At 45.6% G+C, this 19,323-nt stretch carries 17 protein-coding genes and 1 other annotated feature; of the genes, 4 read left to right on the top strand and 13 right to left on the bottom strand.

Annotated features, from left to right (window positions below; translation table 11 throughout):
• Positions 1-51: 51 nt before the first annotated feature.
• Entirely contained in the window at positions 52-1,302 is a 1,251-nt protein-coding gene (gene tyrS, locus BLP92_RS08860) for a tyrosine--tRNA ligase (protein ID WP_090842589.1), read from the bottom strand.
• A 46-nt stretch (positions 1,303-1,348) separates the two neighbouring features.
• Positions 1,349-1,566: a binding site (T-box leader), on the bottom strand.
• A 15-nt stretch (positions 1,567-1,581) separates the two neighbouring features.
• Positions 1,582-2,094: a MarR family winged helix-turn-helix transcriptional regulator gene (locus tag BLP92_RS08865; RefSeq protein ID WP_090842590.1), complete on the bottom strand. Its 513-nt coding sequence runs from the start codon at positions 2,092-2,094 to the stop codon at positions 1,582-1,584.
• Between the two features lie 260 nt (positions 2,095-2,354).
• Here BLP92_RS08865 and BLP92_RS08870 point away from each other — a divergent pair, with 260 nt between their 5' ends.
• Together BLP92_RS08870 and BLP92_RS08875 are read left to right on the top strand one after the other, a co-directional pair.
• The gene (locus BLP92_RS08870) at positions 2,355-2,654 is read left to right on the top strand and encodes a transposase (protein ID WP_139148938.1); all 300 of its coding nucleotides are present in this window, start codon (positions 2,355-2,357) and stop codon (positions 2,652-2,654) included.
• A gap of 23 nt (positions 2,655-2,677) precedes the next feature.
• A complete protein-coding gene (locus tag BLP92_RS08875) occupies positions 2,678-3,529 on the top strand; it encodes an IS3 family transposase (RefSeq protein ID WP_175444234.1) in 852 nt (283 codons plus the stop codon).
• 284 nt (positions 3,530-3,813) lie between these two features.
• Here the strand turns inward: BLP92_RS08875 and BLP92_RS18015 are convergent, their stop codons facing one another.
• The 10 genes from BLP92_RS18015 to BLP92_RS08925 form a co-directional block, all read right to left on the bottom strand.
• A complete protein-coding gene (locus BLP92_RS18015; protein ID WP_175444235.1) occupies positions 3,814-3,960 on the bottom strand; it encodes a hypothetical protein in 147 nt (48 codons plus the stop codon).
• A gap of 95 nt (positions 3,961-4,055) precedes the next feature.
• On the bottom strand, positions 4,056-5,612 hold the full coding sequence (locus BLP92_RS08885) for an alpha-L-rhamnosidase-related protein (RefSeq protein ID WP_090842594.1): 1,557 nt from the start codon (positions 5,610-5,612) through the stop codon (positions 4,056-4,058).
• A complete protein-coding gene (locus BLP92_RS08890; protein WP_090842595.1) occupies positions 5,609-8,230 on the bottom strand; it encodes an alpha-L-rhamnosidase in 2,622 nt (873 codons plus the stop codon). The genes BLP92_RS08885 and BLP92_RS08890 overlap by 4 nt, the downstream gene beginning before the upstream one ends.
• Before the next feature lie 18 nt (positions 8,231-8,248).
• Positions 8,249-9,130 carry a carbohydrate ABC transporter permease gene (locus BLP92_RS08895; RefSeq protein ID WP_090842596.1) on the bottom strand — a complete coding sequence of 294 codons (882 nt, stop codon included), beginning with the start codon at positions 9,128-9,130 and terminating at the stop codon, positions 8,249-8,251.
• A complete protein-coding gene (locus tag BLP92_RS08900; RefSeq protein ID WP_090842597.1) occupies positions 9,130-9,996 on the bottom strand; it encodes a carbohydrate ABC transporter permease in 867 nt (288 codons plus the stop codon). Before BLP92_RS08900 ends, BLP92_RS08895 begins: the two co-directional genes overlap by 1 nt.
• 403 nt (positions 9,997-10,399) lie before the next feature.
• Positions 10,400-11,812, bottom strand: coding sequence for an ABC transporter substrate-binding protein (locus tag BLP92_RS08905; protein ID WP_090842598.1), 1,413 nt, complete (start codon positions 11,810-11,812; stop codon positions 10,400-10,402).
• 117 nt (positions 11,813-11,929) lie between these two features.
• A complete protein-coding gene (locus BLP92_RS08910; RefSeq protein WP_090842599.1) occupies positions 11,930-13,399 on the bottom strand; it encodes a response regulator transcription factor in 1,470 nt (489 codons plus the stop codon).
• Entirely contained in the window at positions 13,396-15,171 is a 1,776-nt protein-coding gene (locus BLP92_RS08915; protein ID WP_090842600.1) for a cache domain-containing sensor histidine kinase, read from the bottom strand. The genes BLP92_RS08910 and BLP92_RS08915 overlap by 4 nt, the downstream gene beginning before the upstream one ends.
• A gap of 493 nt (positions 15,172-15,664) precedes the next feature.
• Positions 15,665-15,865, bottom strand: coding sequence for a hypothetical protein (locus BLP92_RS08920; protein WP_090842601.1), 201 nt, complete (start codon positions 15,863-15,865; stop codon positions 15,665-15,667).
• A gap of 40 nt (positions 15,866-15,905) precedes the next feature.
• Positions 15,906-16,139 carry a hypothetical protein gene (locus tag BLP92_RS08925; RefSeq protein WP_090842602.1) on the bottom strand — a complete coding sequence of 78 codons (234 nt, stop codon included), beginning with the start codon at positions 16,137-16,139 and terminating at the stop codon, positions 15,906-15,908.
• A gap of 135 nt (positions 16,140-16,274) precedes the next feature.
• Here BLP92_RS08925 and BLP92_RS08930 point away from each other — a divergent pair, with 135 nt between their 5' ends.
• Positions 16,275-17,249, top strand: a complete 975-nt coding sequence (locus BLP92_RS08930; RefSeq protein ID WP_425284442.1) for a Gfo/Idh/MocA family protein — start codon at positions 16,275-16,277, stop codon at positions 17,247-17,249.
• Between the two features lie 198 nt (positions 17,250-17,447).
• Positions 17,448-17,777 (top strand): YolD-like family protein, encoded by a 330-nt coding sequence (locus BLP92_RS08935; protein WP_090842604.1) that lies wholly within the window; start codon positions 17,448-17,450, stop codon positions 17,775-17,777.
• A 314-nt stretch (positions 17,778-18,091) separates the two neighbouring features.
• Here the strand turns inward: BLP92_RS08935 and BLP92_RS08940 are convergent, their stop codons facing one another.
• Positions 18,092-18,832: a type 1 glutamine amidotransferase gene (locus BLP92_RS08940; protein ID WP_090842605.1), complete on the bottom strand. Its 741-nt coding sequence runs from the start codon at positions 18,830-18,832 to the stop codon at positions 18,092-18,094.
• Between the last annotated feature and the right edge of the window lie 491 nt (positions 18,833-19,323).

The following is a 19,323-nucleotide window of genomic DNA, read 5'->3' on the forward strand; positions in this document are numbered from 1 at the left end:
AAAAACCCGTGCAGCAAAACTTTCTTCCCGCACGGGTTTCAATGCTTTCATTTAATGTTTAAGTGCCACCCGTACAAACTTACGCTTCCCTACCTGCACCACCATACCGTCTTTTATTTCCACTGTCAGCTGAGGGTCGGTAACTCTTTTACCGTCCATCTTCACCCCGTTATTCTGTATCATTTTCCTTGCTTCACTTTTCGAGGGAAGCAGATCCAGCGCGGTCAGCAGATCGAGGATTCCCGTCTGCTGCTCCCCTTCCCACTGCTGTTCGGGAATTTCTTCCGGCGCGGCACCTTCCCGGAAGACAGTGACGAAATGCTGTTCCGCTTTTTCTCCTGCTTCTTCGCTGTGGTACATGCGGACGATTGTTTTCCCAAGAAGCATTTTCGCATCGCGCGGATGCATCTTTCCGGACTCCAGTTCTGTTTTCACTTTTTCCACTGCTTCCGGAGAAAGATCCGTTACAAGCTCAAAGTATTTTATCATTAATTCATCCGGTATCGACATCGCTTTTCCAAACATTTCATTCGGGCTTTCATCAATGCCGATGTAGTTGTTTTTGGACTTGGACATTTTTTCCACGCCATCCAGCCCTTCAATCAGCGGCATGAGAATCGCCACCTGCTTTTCTTTTTCAAAACGCTCCTGGAAGTGACGCCCCATTAAGATATTAAAGTGCTGATCCGTTCCGCCGAGTTCAATATCACTTTCCAGCACCACGGAATCGTAGCCCTGCATCAGCGGGTAGAAAAATTCGTGCAGGGAAATCGGCTTGCTCATCGCAATTCTTTCATCAAAATCATCCCGCTCCAGAAGCCTCGCGACAGTAATCTGTCCTGCCAGATGAATCACTTCTTCAAAATTCAGTTTGCTTAGCCACTTCGAGTTGTAGTGCAGCTCCACTTTTTCCATATCAAGCACTTTGCCGAACTGTTCGAAGTAGGTCTGCGCATTGGTTTTTACTTCCTCATCGGTAAGCTGCTTCCGTGCGACTGATTTTCCTGTCGGATCCCCGATTTTCCCGGTAAAATCCCCGATAAGCAGCTGAATGACATGCCCATTATCCTGGAACTGGCGCATTTTGTTCAGCACTACCGTGTGGCCCAGGTGCACGTCCGGTGCAGAAGGATCCAGGCCTAGCTTGATTTTCAGCGGACGCTCTTCGATCAGTGATTTTGCAATTTTCTCCTCCAGGTCTTCCGGCGGAATAATATCCTGCACTCCCTGCCTGTATATATCCATCTGCCTTTTTACTTCTATACGCTGCGCTGCTGATAATTTTTGTTTGAAACTTGTCATTTTCTTTTCCTCCTTAAAATTAAATACAAAAAAACACGCCCCCCAAAAAAGGGACGTGGTTATAACGCGGTACCACCCTTATTGAAGAAGCATGCGCTTCCTCCACTCATGATCTAACGGGATCCGGACCGTTTTCTGCTACTGCTGTTCGCAGAAAAAGCTCGAGGAGGTAATTCACATGCATCTTTGTGTCGATTCACACCGGCCACCGACTCTCTGAAACAGGGAGATGCACTGCTACTGGGTTCCTGTCATTGCTGTTCTGATATGAAATTTCCGCTAAAATTGATTGTCCCGGATCACTCTTCGGAGCAGTGCGGACATCTGCTTCTGCTCTTCCGGGTCGAGGCTGCGGACAATTTCCGCCTCCCCCTGATGAAACTTCGGATACAGCTCTTCCATCACTTTTCGTCCGTTCTCTGTAATCGAAACGTAGGAAATCCGCTTATCCTCCGTGTCTCTCTCCCGCGAGCAGAACTCTTTTCGCTCGAGGGTATTGGTAATGTTGCTGACCGTTGCTTTACTTACCGCAGTGAGCTTCGCCAGTTCTCTTGTTTCCAGCGGCCCGGAGACCCAGAGATCATACAATATCGAAAAGGATGTCCAGGAAAGCCGGTACCCGGAAAGCACTTCCTGCTCCATTTTATTCCGGAGACCCTGTGCTGCCCGGTAAAGATTCGTTACGACAGAAATCGCCTCTGTCTGCAGCTCCTCCTCGGAAACCTTCGTTAGCTGCTTCAGGGCTTCCCGCTCCTCCGGAAGCAGTTCGCCGTCTTTATTAAAAGAGTGAATAGCTTTTCACCACCCTTTAGAAAATTTAATCGTTAGCTATGAAACGATATTAACAGGAGTGTGAGGAAAAGGCAAGTATTTTCGGTGAGTGGAAATACTGCTTTATTCTCTCATTAGCAGTGGTTATCTGATCATCATCGGTGATTATTTGATTTTATAGCGCAGCTTTCTGATTTTATTGGGGTTAGACTAATAAGTGGACACGACTGATCGGTTTTCGACATACTGAACCTACTGAAGGAAAGGGCGTGTCCCATCACATGCGTAAGCATAAACCGCACGAATATAAGGAATATATTGCCAAGCTTTATATCGAAGAAGGACGGAAAGCCACCGATCTCGCGTATGAAATTGGGGTTAGTCCTACTTCGATCCGACAGTGGGCAAAGCTGTACCGGGAAAAGCAGGACCGTCTGGTCCATCCCAACGAAGAACAACGGATGACATTCACGGAAATAGAGAATAAATTACGGGTGGCAGAACAAGAGCTTAGGGAACGAGAAGAGGAATTGGAAATCCTAAAAAAGGCCATGCATGTCTTTATCAAAGACCGCACGTAATCTATTCGTTCATGCAGGATCATGTGAACCAATACAGCGTAGTGAAGATGTGCAGTGTACTCCATGTATCCAAAAGCGGCTTTTACAAATGGCGAAAGTTACAGGAGAGGGAAGAACAAACAGCACGTCAGATCTATCAGGAAGCACTGAAGCAAAAAATTTTTCAGTCATTTCACGAGAGTCACGGGACGTATGGTAGTCCCCGTATCGTAAAAGACCTGGAGGATTGGGGCTATATCGTCGGCGAACGGACCGTCGGTCGTCTCATGCACGAGATGGGACTGCGCGCCGTGTCAGCCAAGAAAATCATGCGGACCACCGATTCGAACCATGACCAGTTTATCTATCCCAATCTCCTGGAACGGCAGTTTCAGGCGGCGCAGCCAAACATCGTCTGGGTCACAGATATTACGTACCTTTGGACACTGGAAGGCTGGCTGTACCTGGCCAGTGTGATGGATCTCTTCTCCCGAAAAATTGTGGGCTGGCGTCTGGAGCCTTTCATGAAGACGACACTCCCCCTGGGCGCGCTGGAGGATGCTCTGCTTTTACGAGATCCTGTGGGAACGCCGATCCACCATTCCGACCGCGGTTCCCAGTACTGTTCGAACGAATATATTCAATGTCTCGAAGCACGTAACTTTCAAATTAGCATGAGCCGGAAGGGCGACCCCTATGACAATGCCTGCATTGAATCGTTCCACGCCACCATCAAGAAAGAGCTCATTTATCGTCGCCGTTTCCAGACGCGAGATGAAGCAAAAATCGCTATCAGCTATTACATTGATACGTTTTATAACGCCCAACGACGACATTCTACGCTCGGCTACCTGTCGCCTGAGGAGTATGAAAAAAGCATCCATTTTCTTCTGTAGCAACGAACAGTTTCCGAATCATTTAAGTAGGGAGGGCCTCTCCTTTATTCGAATGACAAATCCTACCTGCTTGATGCAGCCAAGACGCACGGGAGTTTGAGAGAAAAAAGAGAGATTTCTGAGTGTCCACTTTATTGACAGAAGACCATTATGAGCGATGAATTTCTCTTCATCTATCGTTAAGAACACATAATTCATCTTTACAAAAATAGCTTTCAAGCCTCCCCTCCCCCCCACAGCAAAAAAGCCCTCCCGAATATTCGGAAGAGCCATGTTCACTGCGGCTAAAGCAGCGACATAAGTAAAGAAATTGCTACTATTACCAGAAAAACCATCACAACTGTTTTAATCAGACACCCGATTCCCCGAATAAACAGCGGGAAGAACAGGACGATCAGAAGTACGACGAGTATCAGCGTAAACGGATCCACGGGATACCTCCTTTCCAGGTCACAATACTATGACACCTATTGTAATCCAAAGAAAGGAAGTTGTCATTTTCCGCTTCTTCTGCTGTTTTTAATCTCTAAAAGTATTTACGCAGCAGATATGTTGGTGTACAGCTCCAGGCGTGGCAGTAGCTGTTGATTAAAAAGTTTCCGTAGGGAGAAAAGGTTTTATCCTCCGGCTGATACAGCTCCCAGAACGTATCTGCCCCATCCTCCAGCATGCCGCCCCAGTACCAGCGCATGTGTGCCAAAGCTTCCTCCAGTTCTCCGTACAGGCATAATGCCTCTGCATAGTGATGATGCATGTACGGTGTGTTCATTCCGATTTGCGGAGGGGTTTCACGAAGCCGCTGCAGCAGCTGCTTCGCTTCTTTTTTATCCAGGACGCCGGCATACACCATCCAGACCTGGCTTGCCCAGGAAATCTGCTTTTCCTCACCGCTCACATAAAATCCTGCTTCGTCATCCCACAGCTGCGCTTTTGCAGCCTGCGAAGCCGCTTCCGCCTGCAGCTGCAGGATGACTGCCTGCTCGGTTTTTCCAAGCGCTTCTGCCATCACCGCTCCCTTTCGCAGCGCGTAAACGAGAATCGCCTGGGAAGCAGCCTGTTTATTCAGGCCTTTCTGCCAGTCAATAAATGACCACCAGCTTTCATCGTCCCGGACAATCCCATTCTCTTCCACGCGCTCCAGCCCAACCTCCAGCTGGCGATAGGCGGTCGGCCAAAGCTCCTGCAGTGTTTCTTTGTCATTCGTATATTCATAGTAGTCGTGCAGGGTGGTCGCAAAGAACAATGCGTAATCAAACAAATACGTATCGTCCGGAATAAGCTTCGGCTTCATAAACAGATTGGCAGCTACCCGGCCTTCTTCGTTCGGCACCGCAGCAAATTGATATAAATTCCGTTTCACGAGATCGTTCGCGCCAAAAGTAACATAGTTCGCCAGCGCCTGCAGGCGAAGATCCCCGAGCCAGAGCCGGCGGTCACGCTTCGGTCCGTCTTCAAACACTTCCTGCATACAGTTTTCCAGCGTGCGCAGGCTGACTTCGTCCAGCTCCTGCAGCAGTTCCCCCTCCCAGCTGCGGGCGGGGACTGCATGACGGTCGGCAGAAGTTACCGCGGTGCAAGTAACATCATGAAAAGAAACAGTGAATTTCTGCGACGTATCCAGCACGCGGATTTTTAAGTAACGGAAGCTGTAGCGCCGCTTTAACTCAAGCTTCCAGGGCAGCACATCAATATGCTCCCTTGCCTGCTGCAGCCAGGAGGAACTGATCCACCCGTCATAGGTTCCCGGAGGCTCGGATACTTCCACCGGCATTTCGCCGAACATAAATTCCAGGTGCGCCGGCGCATCCGGCGGGCTTCCCTCCGGTTCAATGTGAAGAGACACGTAGCCGACAAGATGCTCCCCGAAATCGAAGATAACTTCGTCTCCTTTACCGTAAGAAGTTTTCCCAGCTTCTTTCTCAACCACTTTCCAGCCATGCAGCGCATTTGGATCCTGCGCTGTTGCTACCATGCGTTTCGGGGTTACTGTCCGCTCGTACAGCTTCGGAAGTGCCTCCGCCGCTTTTCTTTCAAATTTTTCTTCTCTTACGATGGAATAAGCTGCCCCCTTTTGAAAACTCATACCTTTACCTCCTGCGGCTGATAAGAAAATATATAGGTACCGGAGCCTGTAACTGCCTTCTGCTCTCCGTTTTCACGAACGATGTGCAACTCGCTTTCTGCTTCCACCTGCACATCCGCCGGGAAAATAATTTCTGCAGTCGTATTTGGAGGAACAGTAACTTCCATTCTAATCTTTCCGTTTTCTTTTGCTGCTTTACTTTTCACTTCGCCGTACATCGTTTCAAGCGTGCCTTCTGCCCAGGCCAGCTTTTCTCCGAGCTCCGGCTGAATGCGGAATTTTTTATAGCCCGGGATATCTGCAATCCGCTCGATGCCTGCAACTTTTCTATACAGCCAGTCGCCGATCGCCCCGTAGGCATAATGATTAAAAGAGTTCATGTCCGCACTCCAGAAGGAGCCGTCTTCTTTAATGCCGTCCCAGTGCTCCCAGATCGTCGTTGCTCCTTTAGTGATCTGATACAGCCAGGAAGGATAGTCCTGCTGAAATAAAAGCGTCTCTGCAATATCGTGCCGCCCATTTTCGCTCAGTACCAGATTTAAATAAGGAGTGCCCACGAACCCTGTCGTCAGGTGCCACTTTTCTTCCTCCAGCAGGGAAGTCAGTTTTTCCACCGCCCGGTCTTTCGCTTTTCCTTCCAACAGTCCAAACATGAGCGCCGTAATATGGGCCGTCTGCGTCGGCACTGCGATGCGTCCTGCCGGCGTAATAAATTCTTTTGTAAAAGCATCCACAATGTTGTTCTCCAACTCCTCGTAAGCTGCCGCTTCATCCGCTAAATCAAGCAGCCTAGCTGCTTTTTTCACGATCGATGTAGAGTAAGCAAAGAAAGCAGTTGCAATAAACGCCTTATCCGTTGCCCCGATATAGCTGTCCGGCTTCGAATCAAGTGCCAGCCAGTCGCCGAAGTGGAACCCAGTTTCCCAGAGAAATTCATTTTCTCCCTGACTGCGGATATATTCTATCCAGGCTTTCATGCTTGGATACTGATCTTCAATAATTTTTTTATCCCCATAGGCTTCATAAATCGTCCACGGACAAATGACTGCCGCGTCACCCCAGGCAGCGGAACTGTGCGGGTCCTCCATAAGCGGATCCTGGTCGCCGATGATGACATCCGGAATCACAAACGGCACGCCGCCGTCTTCGCGCTGTTCAATCGTGAGATCCCGGAGCCACTTGCGGAAAAACGGCGCTGCATTCGCAAGGTAAGCAGCAGTGCTGATAAACATCTGCGCGTCCCCGGTCCAGCCGAGCCGTTCATCCCGCTGCGGACAGTCAGTCGGTACATCAAGAAAATTCCCTTTCAGTCCCCATACGATATTGTGCTGCAGCTGATTTACCAGCTCATCGGAGCAGGAAAAATCCCCTGTAAACTTCATATCAGAATAAAGCACAATGCCTTTAAATGCTTCCAGCTGCACCTGCTCCTCGTTAAATCCTTCCAGCTTTACATAACGAAATCCCTGAAAGGAAAACTTCGGTTCGTACGTTTCTTTTTCCCCGCCGCGGAACGTATAGCTGACTGCCTGCTTTGCAGAACGGAGGTTTTCCGTATAGAAATTCCCGTCGCGGTCCAGTACTTCTGCATGGTACAGCTTGACCTCCTGTCCCGGGCTTCCTTCGAGCGTAAACTGCACCCACCCGACCATATTCTGGCCGAAATCAAGCACGGTATCTCCTTTCGGTGTATGAATTAATTCGATCGGCGTGAACGTTTCCTGCTTTCGCACCGGCTCATTCTCCTGTGTTACTATGTTTGGCACTTTCCCTTGATACAACTCCACAGGAACACGCTGGGTATTACCTATGCGCGCATCATACGTTTCTCCGTGATAAATTTCCGACAGCTGAATTGAACTTTCTTCTGCCTGCCACTGGTCATCCGTGGCAAAAATTTCCGTTTCTCCGCTTTCATAGGTAACTTCCAGCTGTGCAAGCAGCGCAAGCCGGTCTCCGTAAAAATTATTTCTATTTTCAAAGCCGATAAACCCTTTATACCAGCCGTTTCCGAGAAATACTTCCAGCTCGTTTTCCCCTGCATGCAGCTGGCCTGTAACATCATATACCTGGTACTGCACGCGTTCCTGATAGCTTGTCCAGCCGGGAGTAAAATACATATCCCCGGTGCGGCTCCCGTTAATGTTCATTTCATACAGCCCGAGCGCGGTAATATATAGTCTTGCTTTCACGGCTTTTTCTTTTATCTCGATCGTACGCGAAAGCACCGGACAGGGCTCTCCATTTAAATTCTCAGGCGGTGCGATCCACTGTGCCTGCCAGTCCTCCTGTCTGTGAAGCCCCATTTCAAACCATGCGGTATCCGACCAGCCGCTTGTGTTCTCCTGATTATCCTTCACCTTTACCCGGTAATAGTACCGGCTTCTGGAAGACCAGGCACCAGCTAATTCTATAAAGGTACTCTGTTCAGACTCAATCCAGCCGCTGTCTGACACAAGCTGCTGAAAGTCCGGGTCCTCTGCCACCTGTACTGTGTAGGCTCTCTGCAATACATTCTTTTCCTCACTCTGCAGTTTCCAGCTGATTCGGGGGGTCTCAAGGTCTAAGCCGAGCGGTGTTTTGAAATATTCACATGTTACGTCATATACGGTAACCAATGGCCTGCATCTCCTTTTTTAACCTTTTACTGCTCCCGCCGTCATTCCAGCAACGATCTTTTTGCTGAAAATAAGGAAGAGAATAAACGGTGGTATGGTAATTAATAATACGTTGGCAAATAATAGGTTCCAGGAAGTGCTGTACACACTCATAAAGTTATACAGCGTAAGCTGCACTGTCGCATTTTCTGCGCCCGGAAAAAAGTAAAGCGGGTGTACGAAATCGTTGAAAATCTGCACGGCATTTAAAATGATTACCGTAGCGTGTATTGGTTTTAACAGCGGGAAAATAATTTTGAAAAATAGGGTCCAGCTGTTACATCCATCAATAATTGCCGCTTCATCAATATCCTTTGGAATCGTAGCAATAAAGCCCATATATAAAATCATCGAAAACGGAATCGAAATTGCAGTCATGACAAGAATAATCCCTGGCAGCGTACGGAATAAATGCAAGCTTTCCAATACCCAGATCGTCGGCACGACCGCAGGCGGAATCATCAGCCCTGCAAGGAAAATTGCTGCAATGATACTGACCATTTTCCCTGATCTCCGCTGCAGAATGAATGCAGCCATAGAAGCAAACACCATCAAAAGTACAATCGAGGAAACGGTAATGATGGTACTGTTCATGAATGCTGTAACGAGCATATTATTCTGCGCCTGGAACACCGTCGTGAAGTTTTCCACGATCTGAAACTCAGAAGGCCAGGCGAGGGAAAGCTCTGCTGCCTCCTGGCTCGTTTTAAAGGAATTGATCATAATAAAGTAGAAAGGCACGAGAAAGATGGCAATGGTAAACAGCACTATAATGGACTCAATCAAAATTTTGCTGAGCTTCTTTTTCGGTGCTGTATTTAACTTATGTTTTTCTTTTGTTTTTTCATGTGCAGCTTCCATTATAAATCCACCTCTTTTCTAGTGATCAGGCGGTACAGCGGAAAGACAACGATCGCTACCAAAAGGAAAAGTATGACGTTTCCAGCTGTAGAGAGGCCATAAAATCCTGCCTGATACTGTTTATAAATAATTGAAGCAATTAAGTCGGAGCTGAATCCTGGTCCGCCGCCTGTCATTGCCCAGACAAGGTCGAATGTACGCAGTCCGCCGATCAGTGCCAGAATAATAACTGCATTTGTCGCCGGGCGGGAAAGCGGCAGGGTAATATGCTTAAAAGCATCCATTTTGTTCCCGCCGTCGATCTGAATCGCTTCATAGTAGTCTTTTGGAATCGACATCATACCGGCAATAAAGATAACCGTTGCAATTCCGACACCTTTCCAGACATCAACAAGTGCCACGGAAAGAAGCGCGTAGCTGGGATTACCAAGCCAGTCCGGTCCATTAATGCCCACAAGCGCAAGCGTCTGGTTGATCAGTCCCTGGGACGGGTGCATTAATACGCTGAACGCAATCCCCACCGCAATCGTACTGACAAGCGTCGGGAAAAAAACTGCACTGCGGACAAAATCCTTCGTTCTTAACTGACTGGTTAACAGCACCGCCAGCAGCAGCCCGATAACCACTTTTAATCCAGCAGTTACAAAAGCAAAAATAAAGGTGTTGCGAAAGCCGATCATTAACGCACGTTCCTCAAAAAACATGCGGAAGTTATCGAAGCCAATCCATGTCCACTCTGTTAAATTCCAGCGTGTGAAGCTGAAAAAGAAGGACATGAGGGTCGGGTAAATAAATAATATGCCGTAGATCGCAGCCGCCGGCAGTAAAAGCGTCAAACTGTATACACCGCTCTTTTTCGTTAACATACTAATCACATCCTTCGGCATCCATTTCTTTTATGGTAATTCTATGGAGAAGCGTGCCTCTCCAGCTAAAAGGTTTTTTCTTCCGCGCTTTCTTTTTCCAAGGTGCTGCTTTCATTTACACATCCTGTAGAAAAAGGAAGCGAGAAAGTATTCTTAAAAGCAGTTTTTTCTTTGTTTATGGAGAAACCCTGCTTCAAACTTCTCCGCTTTCCGCAGAAAAGTATTTAGCTTTTTCGCTTCGAAATCTTTACAGCTTGTTCTTCCACAGGGGTCTGGTGTTTCGTTTAAATAAAACAGCACGAACGCTCCGCTCCTTTAAAACGGCGCCGGATTCGTTCGTGCTTCATTAAGGGGGAAGAGGGAACAGATGGCTCTGCTCAGATCAGTTCCCTCTGCTTATCGCTTACTCCCAGCCTTCGAGGTCTAACTGCTGCGCCTGCCGCTCTACATCACGGTCATAGTTTTCTGCCCCTGCTTCCGCATCTTCAAGTCCCATCCCTACTTCTACAAGAATCTGCTCCAGGTTTGGTCCTTTTAATGGAGAAAGGAATTCAAGCGCCGGTGCAACTTTACCTTCATCAAGATAAACGGACATGTCTTGTACTGCCGGATAGGCGTCATCTGGAAGCTCTACATCTTTCAGCACGTAAGGCCCTTCAGCTTTCATATGCTCCATGTAAATTTCCTGTCCTTCTTCAGAAATGAAAAACTCCATAAACTTTTTCGCTGCCTCCAAATTTTCTGAGTCCTTGTTTGCATAAATTCCTCCAGGCATCCACAGTGTCAATCCGTGTTCTTCTGCATCTTCACCCGGCTGTCCGAAAAAACCGATATTTTCTATTGCATCACCATATGTGTCTTCCAGTGCAGGCAGCGAAAATGTCAGCATTGGATAGTGTGCAGCTTCACCTTCTGCAAGCATACGCAGTCCTTCTTCATACGTTGTGCTTGTTTCTTCCTCATTAAAATGTCCTGCTTCTGAGAGTTCTTGCATTTTTTCAAAGCTTCGGAGTGCTCCTGGAGTATCAGCAAATTTTGCTTCGTTCGCTGTGTACTCATCTGCAAAGTCCGGATGCTCCAGCTGCACGTTGTAATAATCGGCAAGGACCACAAGCTGGGAAGTCCAGGTATCGCCAAAGGAGGCAACTACCGGTGTGTACCCTGCTTCTTTAATGGCATCATTGTTTTCAAGCAGTTCATCCCACGTATTCGGTACTTCCAGTCCTAATTCATCATAAATTTCTTTATTGTACATCCATCCTCCTGCAGAAGCAGAAGCTCCAGGAATCCCGTAAGTTTTTTCATCTACGGTTACTGTTTCCAGAAAAGTTTCATCTATGCGTTCTACAAACTCTTCTTCAGAAATATCATAAAAATATTCTTCTGGATTCAGCGCTTTAAACAGGGAACCCGAGTTGTACCACATAATGTCTGTCATATCACCGGTTGCCAGACGTGTTTTCACAATATTATCGCCCTCTGTACCGCCGGGACGGATCTGCGTTTCCACCGTGATACCGTACTGCTCTTCCACTTCTGCCGCTACCGCCTCTATTCCATCCGTTACTGTCTGGTTATCTACAAGAAAGGAAAGGGTAGTGCCTTCGAAATCTTCACTGCCGCTGTTCGCTTCTTCATTTCCATTATCTGCTGCTTCATTATTAGTGTTTGTTTCTTCCACATTTGTCTCTTCTGCTCCCGCAGCATTGTTTTCCACTTCTTCATTTCCGTTATTATCTCCAGCTCCGCATCCTGCTGCAAGTACAGCAAAAGAGAGCGGAACTCCTGCAAGTAAGCCCTTTTTCCATTTCTTCATGTGAAAACCCCCTTATTTGATATAACTTCATCATACTTGCGAATCAATTGTCAGAAAACGCAGTAATTTAACAAAAAAAGGGGAGTATTTTAACACATGTTAAAATACCCCCCTTTTTTATTTTCCCTGTATGCGGCGCTTATATTGGGCTGGAGATATCCCCTCCACCCGCTTAAAAATATTCCGAAAATACTTTTCATCTTCGTAGCCGACAAGCCTGCCTACATCGATCGTACGGGTCATTCCCTGTGCAAAATATTCCTTTGCTTTCTTCACCCGGTATTTCATGACGTATTCAGAGAAAGTTTCCCCGGTCTGTGCTTTAAATTCTCTGGATAAATAGCTCAGGCTCACATGATACTTCTGCGCAAAATCCTGGAAGGTAAGAGAACTTGCGTATTCCTGGTGAATCCATTCCAGTACCCTCGGGATCAGCTGTTTTGGTGCAATCTCCTCGGAAGGCAGCCGTTCCATAAAATTCGCAGTCAGCTGCTTGATGGCAGCAGCGGTTTCTTCCTGGTAAACAACTTTTCTCAGAAATCCCGTTTCCATATCTGCTTTTTCAATATGAAGGCGTTCCTTGCTTTCTTCCTGCAGTTTAAACATCAGCGCATAATACATATTCCGCAGAAAAACGGAAAGCTGGCGGAAGGTGATCCGGCGCTGATACAATGAAGCTGCAAGGCTTTCTACGATTATCTCTGCCTGCTGATAATCACCGCTGCGGATGCTTGCTTCCACTCTGCGCACCATCATCCACTCTTCGTCCAGTTCAAAATCACGGTGATGCTGCCCGGGAAACAGCAAGGTCGACCTGCCAAAATACCGGTTCTCCTCCAGCATTGTCTCCAGCCGGTTGATCACTTCTTTCCAATTTTCTTCTTTTGCTTTTTCTGTAACAGCAACATGTACGATTGCTTCTTCTGAAATCCTCCGGTATATCTGCTCCACTGTTTTTTCCATTTCCACTTTTTCTGCAGTCTTTGTGAAAAAAAGACCTCGCTGCTCATCGAGAGAAACGAAAGAACCTTTTTCATTTCCTGCTTTAAACTGCGCCAGTATTTCCGCAGGTGATACCGTCAGTACAGGCCAGCCGTCTTTCGCTTTCCAGTTCCCGATTAATATATACATTACTTCATAGCTTTCCTGCTGCAGCACCGGATCTTTAGAGGTGAAAAGCACATTGGACGCAACTTCGCTTGAGAATGAAGGACGGGAATGATGAATTTCCTTGATAGCCTCATCCACAGCTTCTGTTAATGCTTTTTCTTCTACAGGTTTCGTCAGATAGTCCCTGACGCCGAGCTTGATTCCCTGCTGCGCGTAAGAAAAATCACTGTGTACACTGAGAATAATAAATTTTGCTTCCTCATTCTGCTCCTGCAGTTTTTCAATCAACTGCAGACCGGAAATACCGGGCATGTTTATGTCTGTAATGACAAGATCCGGCGGCGTTTCCTCCCCTTTTTTGATTGCTTCCCGCGGATCGAGAAAAGTAAATAACGTATGATGTTTTTTATATACTTCGAGCTGCGCCTTCAGTTCAATCAGAGACCAGTGTTCATCTTCGACCAGGTATATATTCATGCGCCCTCCCCTTTCTCCGCAGCCTGAAGCGGCATACGCAGCTGCACCTTCGTCCCTTGATGAAGCTCACTTTGAATGGACACGCCATACGTTTCCCCAAACATCAGCTTCAGCCTCATATGAGTATTTACAATGCCAAGGCCGAGATCCGGATCGATGTCTACTATTCTTGAAGCGTCCAGACTCTGCCTGACCTGCGTCAGTCTCGCTTCTTCAATTCCGCACCCGTTATCTTTAATTTCAATGATGAGTGCTCCTTCTTCCTCAAATGCAGAGAGCCAGATATGCCCTCCCGACGTGAGATTTTTCAAACCATGCTGAATACTGTTTTCCACCTGCGGCTGGATCATCAGCTTTGGAATAAGTGCATGGCGCAGTGCTTCCGGAATATCCGTATGAAGTGTATAACGGTTCGGAAATCGGTGCTTTTGAATGCGCATGTAGTGTTCAATATGCATTTTTTCTGCTTCCAGTGAAACAAGCTGATCTGACTGATTCATGTTGTATTTAAATAACTCTGCCAGGGAACTGGAAATCTCTGCTACCTCTGTTACTCCGCGCGCACGTCCGATTGCTTTCATAACATTCAGCGTATTATAAAGAAAATGCGGATTAATCTGCGCCTGAAGCGCAGCAATTTTCGCGTTTTTTTCTGTCAGCTTTGCTTCATATACTTCACTGATCAGCCGGTCAATACTCGTGAGCATCCGGTTATATCCCCGGGAGAGCACAGCGATTTCCGGAGATCCGTCTGCCTCCATCCGCTCGTTCAGCTCTCCTTCCTCCACCCGTTTCATCTTGGAAACAAGGCGGTGCATCGGCCGGGTAATCGTGGACGCAATAAAGTAGGAAGCAAGCGCTGTAAGCAGCACAGCAATCAAGCCGCTTGTCGCAATAAAGCCGATAATCTGATTGCGCTCATATAGAAAAAAAGCATCATCTATCGCGATGCGTGTTTCCCAGCCCGTGTACTCAGAAGGATAAGTTGTGCTTGCAAAAGTATTATCCCCCGTCATAATGGCGTTCACATCCGGCGCGTCCGGCAGTTCACTTCCTTCATATGCCAGACGATTGGAGAAAATAAGATTTTCTCCTTCATCTACTACAAATAACTGCAGATGTTCCTGCAGCGTGTTGTCCCGGTCGAACTGCAGCAGATCAGAAAAGCGGTTAATATTCATGTCAATCTTCATCGCTCCGATCCGCTCCCGCTGCGGAATCGTATAGATGTTGCGGACAAAGGAAATTACCTGCTCCTCTGTACCGCTGCTGTAAGCTGTCACATGAGTCGGCAGCAGCTCAAACTCTCCTTTACTTTCCCTGTTTATCTCATTCCGCCACTCCGGATACTCTGTTAACAGGAGCATTTCCACCTGTCCCTGATTCGTGTACTCATAGGCAATATTGTCTTCTGTAAACAGGGTAATCCCCTCAATGTCTCTGCGCGGATAGGACTGCTGAAACAGCTGGGAATATAAATCCCCCTGAACCAGATACTGGTCATACGGCGTTCTTGCCCAGAGCTCTTCCTGCAGGTTCTGCTGAATATCTGCGTTAGTGAATAAACTTATGGAAACAGACTCAATATCCTGCATATATAAATCGATGGTGCGTGTAAATTGCATCGCCAGCACATCAGACAAAGACTCTGTCTGTCGTCTCATTTCATTTACATTGCTAACGTAAATCATAATCGCAACCAGCGTAATAATGAGCACGTTAATGCTCGTGATTGCCAAAAAGAGCTTTGTTTTCAGTGTAAGCGATCTCATAAAGATTCCTTCTTTCTAAAGCTTTCTTATATCGTGAAGGATGAAAAGAAAAATCGCAAGGATTATTTTTGTTTCATTTATTTTTTCTTTGTTTCAAAAATATGGGATATTTTTATTTCTATTTCACCTTTGGAGTGGTAATTTACACTGTAGTTGAAAGCTCTCTGCAGCGGTTGGTTCCAGATGCTGTGAAAATCAAAAGATTCTGTATACAGCACAGCCGTGCTTAAACCTCTCGGGGTATGCTTCTTTAATTATAACTTACTTCATTCTTCTATCTAATTATTTTGGTACTTATTTCTCTTATAATTCGTTTTACAATTCAACACTAATTGTACAGAATGAACATTTATGTAAGATAAAATGAGATATCTTTTTTTCATTAAAGCGCTGTAGTAAAATACGAAACCTTCTTCCATTATTCGTATTTTACTGCCTTAATTTACAGGCAGAAATTAATTCTTTTTTACAAATAAAAAAAGAACCCTGCTGTTTAAAGCAGGATCCGCTGTCTTTCTTCTTCAAGTAATTCAATCTGCCGCTCGACAGCAAGCCGGTCTTCCGGTTCTCCCGGGACCTCTACTTCGAGTTTTCTCTGTTCATCTTTAATCTGCTGTGTCAGCAGTTCATATTTTTCTTTATCTGCCGGGTGAAGGCTGTTTAGTCTTTCTTCACTCACAAAATCTTCTTTCATGAATAAGACACTCCCTTTTATATTATTATATCTCTTCCTTCTATACCCTTTTTGCTTCGTCGTTATCAATTTTTCTAATTTTAATCGTCACAGAATGCAGCTCCGGTTCCACGATAAAATTATGGTGGACTACAGCATCTACAATATAGGCCTGGCCGTCGTTTCCTTCTCCTGCAATCAGGTCACCTGTCCCCGGAATGGAGTTCAGCTGTGCATTTTCTTCCTGCCGCAGTTCCTTGCCATCCTCATCTACTTCTACAATTCTATATCTCACGTTCACCGCCTCCTTGCTAATAAATTCCACAAACCAGCAAAGGACAAACTTATTTACACAGAAAACTGTTTTTCTTTCTTATATGCGGCAATTGGGAGAATGATATACTTGGAAAAAAAGAGCGAGGTGAGGTCTTTGCAGAACATATTATTAGATGTCCGCTGGGGGATTATCGGCTGCGGGAACGTAACAGAAGTGAAAAGCGGGCCAGCGCTGTCAGAAGTTCCAAATTCAAAACTCGTCGCTGTCATGCGGAGAGAAAAAAAACTGGCGGAGGACTACGCAAAAAGGCACGGGGTGCCCAGATGGTACGGCACTGCAGAAGAACTGATCGGAGATCCTGAAGTAAATGCTGTTTACATCGCCACCCCTCCTGCATATCACAAAGAATATACAATACAGGCTGCAAAAGCCGGGAAAGCAGTGTATGTAGAAAAGCCGATGGCCCGCACCCACGCAGAATGCCTGGAAATGATAGAAGCCTGCAAAACGTATAACGTACCTTTATTTGTCGCTTACTACCGCCGGGCACTCCCGAAATTTTTAAAGATAAAAGAACTGATTGAAGAGGGAGCAATCGGGGAAGTACGGTTTGTTTCCACGACACAGTACCAGCCCATCACCGAAGTCCCGGAAGAAGAAGAAATGCCCTGGAGGCTGCAGAAAGATCTTGCCGGCGGCGGGTTATTTTATGACCTGGCCAGCCATACGCTCGACTACCTGGATTTTCTGCTTGGTCCGATTAAGGAGGTACGGGGCTTTGCTTCGAACCAGACCGGACGTTTTGAAGTGGAGGACATTGTCAGCGGCTCCTATATATTTGAATCCAGTGTCCACGGGACGGGCACGTGGTGCTTTTCCGCATTCGACCGCGAAGACCGAAACGAAATCGTCGGTACGAAAGGAAGCATCCGTTTTTCCACCTTCGGCCAGTCTCCGATTCAGCTGCGTACGAGAGACCGGGAAGAAGAATGGATGATCGAAAACCCGCTGCACATTCAGCGCCCGTTGATCCAAAAAATCGTAGAGGAACTGACCGGCACCGGAGAAAGTCCAAGTACCGGTGAGACTGCTGCAAGAACAAATCTTGTGCTGGAGAAATTTGTTTAATACCTTATATAAAAACACTGTTAAAAGACTATGATTTCTTTACAGTGTTTTCATGTTTCTACTAGCTGTGTTTTGCAATTGGCTTCTGTACAGGCAGTATATATTTTAATTAGAAGAAAATTTTCCAGAACAAATGTTCTTATTTAGTTGTTATTTTTCCTCTTTTACTTCTTTAATAGAAATAAAGGAGGCGATGATATGTTTGAAAAAGAATTACACCGAGGAAATTTAATGTGGGAAGGCAGCCGGATGCTGCTTCCGGAGCATGTCGAAGCGATGGAGGAATATCACCGTAACAAACTGAAGGTGCCTGAGCCGAACCCCACCCCCGAGGATCTGCACGAAATGGGGATTGTTGCGATGGAATCCCTGAATTATGAACTGCCTATTAAGGTATCCTATTGGAAAGATGGTTTCATTACTGAAGAAACCGGCATTATTGAAGGCGTGGATGAAATCACGAAAAGAGTCAGGTTCAGAGGTGAATTTATCCCTTTTCGGCATTTAAACTGGGTGGAACGAATGTGAAGCTTAAGCTTCCTGCTCTCCTATTCTTTTTTAAAATTCAATAGATATATTGAGTTGGAAATCTCTCACTGGACCATATCAAATTTAAGCGCAGAAGTAATTCCTCTGCTTTGTATTCAGGCAATAATTATAGAACCGTTTAATTACAGCAATAAGAGACCTATTTGACGAAGCATTTATTTTTAGTATACACAAATAAGAAAGGGAGCCGACTACTAAGGTAACCGGCTCCTTTCTTTACTTTTTAAAAGGAAAATTTATCATCAGGCTGAATTCTTTTAATCTTGAGATGTGTGAGCTATATTATGGTGTAATTAAATTTCTAAAAAGTTTTTTAATATATGTTTATTAGATTTAATTGGAAGAAGGTTTTTTCTGATGTTTTCCATCGACAACCCCAGATCCTTTACTAATAAATCTTCATATGTCTCTAAAAGAGGTAAATATTCTTCATATGTTAACTCTGGATGAAATTGGACACCGAAACAGTGGGAGTTATCAATTTCAAAAGCTTGAACGAATTCTTCCCCCTCCATATGATGGGAGGATATAATATTAGCATCCTGAATTTTTATTTGATTATAGTGAAAGGAATAAGCTGGGAACTGTACTTTATACCCTTTAAACAATGGATGAGCAGGGTCTTCTAATTTTATGTTACTTACTCCCATTTGTGGTGTATTTAAATAAGAAACACTGCCTTTTTCATAACTCTCCGCTATGAGCTGCGCACCAAAGCATATTCCTAACAGAGGAATTTTATTCTTTCTCTCCGCCTGTTGATTGTATAAAATACGTTCTTTTACAAAAGATCGTGCATGTTGTACCCACATTTCATCTGAAGTTACTTCCGTCATGCCTCCCGAGATAATAATGGGCTTTCCAACAACATCCTTTAAGTCGTAACTGTTTTCTTTAAAATCAATTAATACTGGGGAATAGTTGAGGTCCTCTAATCGTTTGACAATTGCTGCTCCATAACCATTTCCATCAGACACTTCTCCATCTGCTTCTAGTACAACCACGTCAACGCTGCTCCAATCGTAAACTTTCATTTATCTCCCTCGCTGTCTGTAAAGTATAAAAATTATATAATAAGGAACTTATTGTTTGTAATATATCTATCATATGCAGCTTTTATTCCACTTAAAATACTTTCTATTCCGTTCTTTCCTTTGCGAAACAAAAGAAAGAGATTGTTTCTATTACAAACTTTTCTATCAACAAAACGAAGACAAGAAGGTGTAGACACCTGCGGAAAAAGAAAACGTTAAGATCATAGATTCGTTCGGGTCTTTGAGCGACTCTCTGCCAGCCATGCTCCTGCATCTAAGTAGGGCGATTTTTTGGCTTACTTGGATGTAGGCTGTGCGAAACCCTGCTTTCATAAAGGAAGGGTTAGCTGAAGGATTTCTACGCCGCAGGCGCAGAAAAAGGAGCCGCAGGCGTACTTTTATTATACAACATCAGACTTTAGCAGAGCCCAACGTTAAATGTTTGTTTATAATGTAAATAGTTTTAAATCTCTAAAGCGAATCCGGTACTG

The organism is Alkalicoccus daliensis (assembly GCF_900103955.1).
Taxonomy (GTDB): Bacteria; Bacillota; Bacilli; order Bacillales; family Salisediminibacteriaceae; genus Alkalicoccus; species Alkalicoccus daliensis.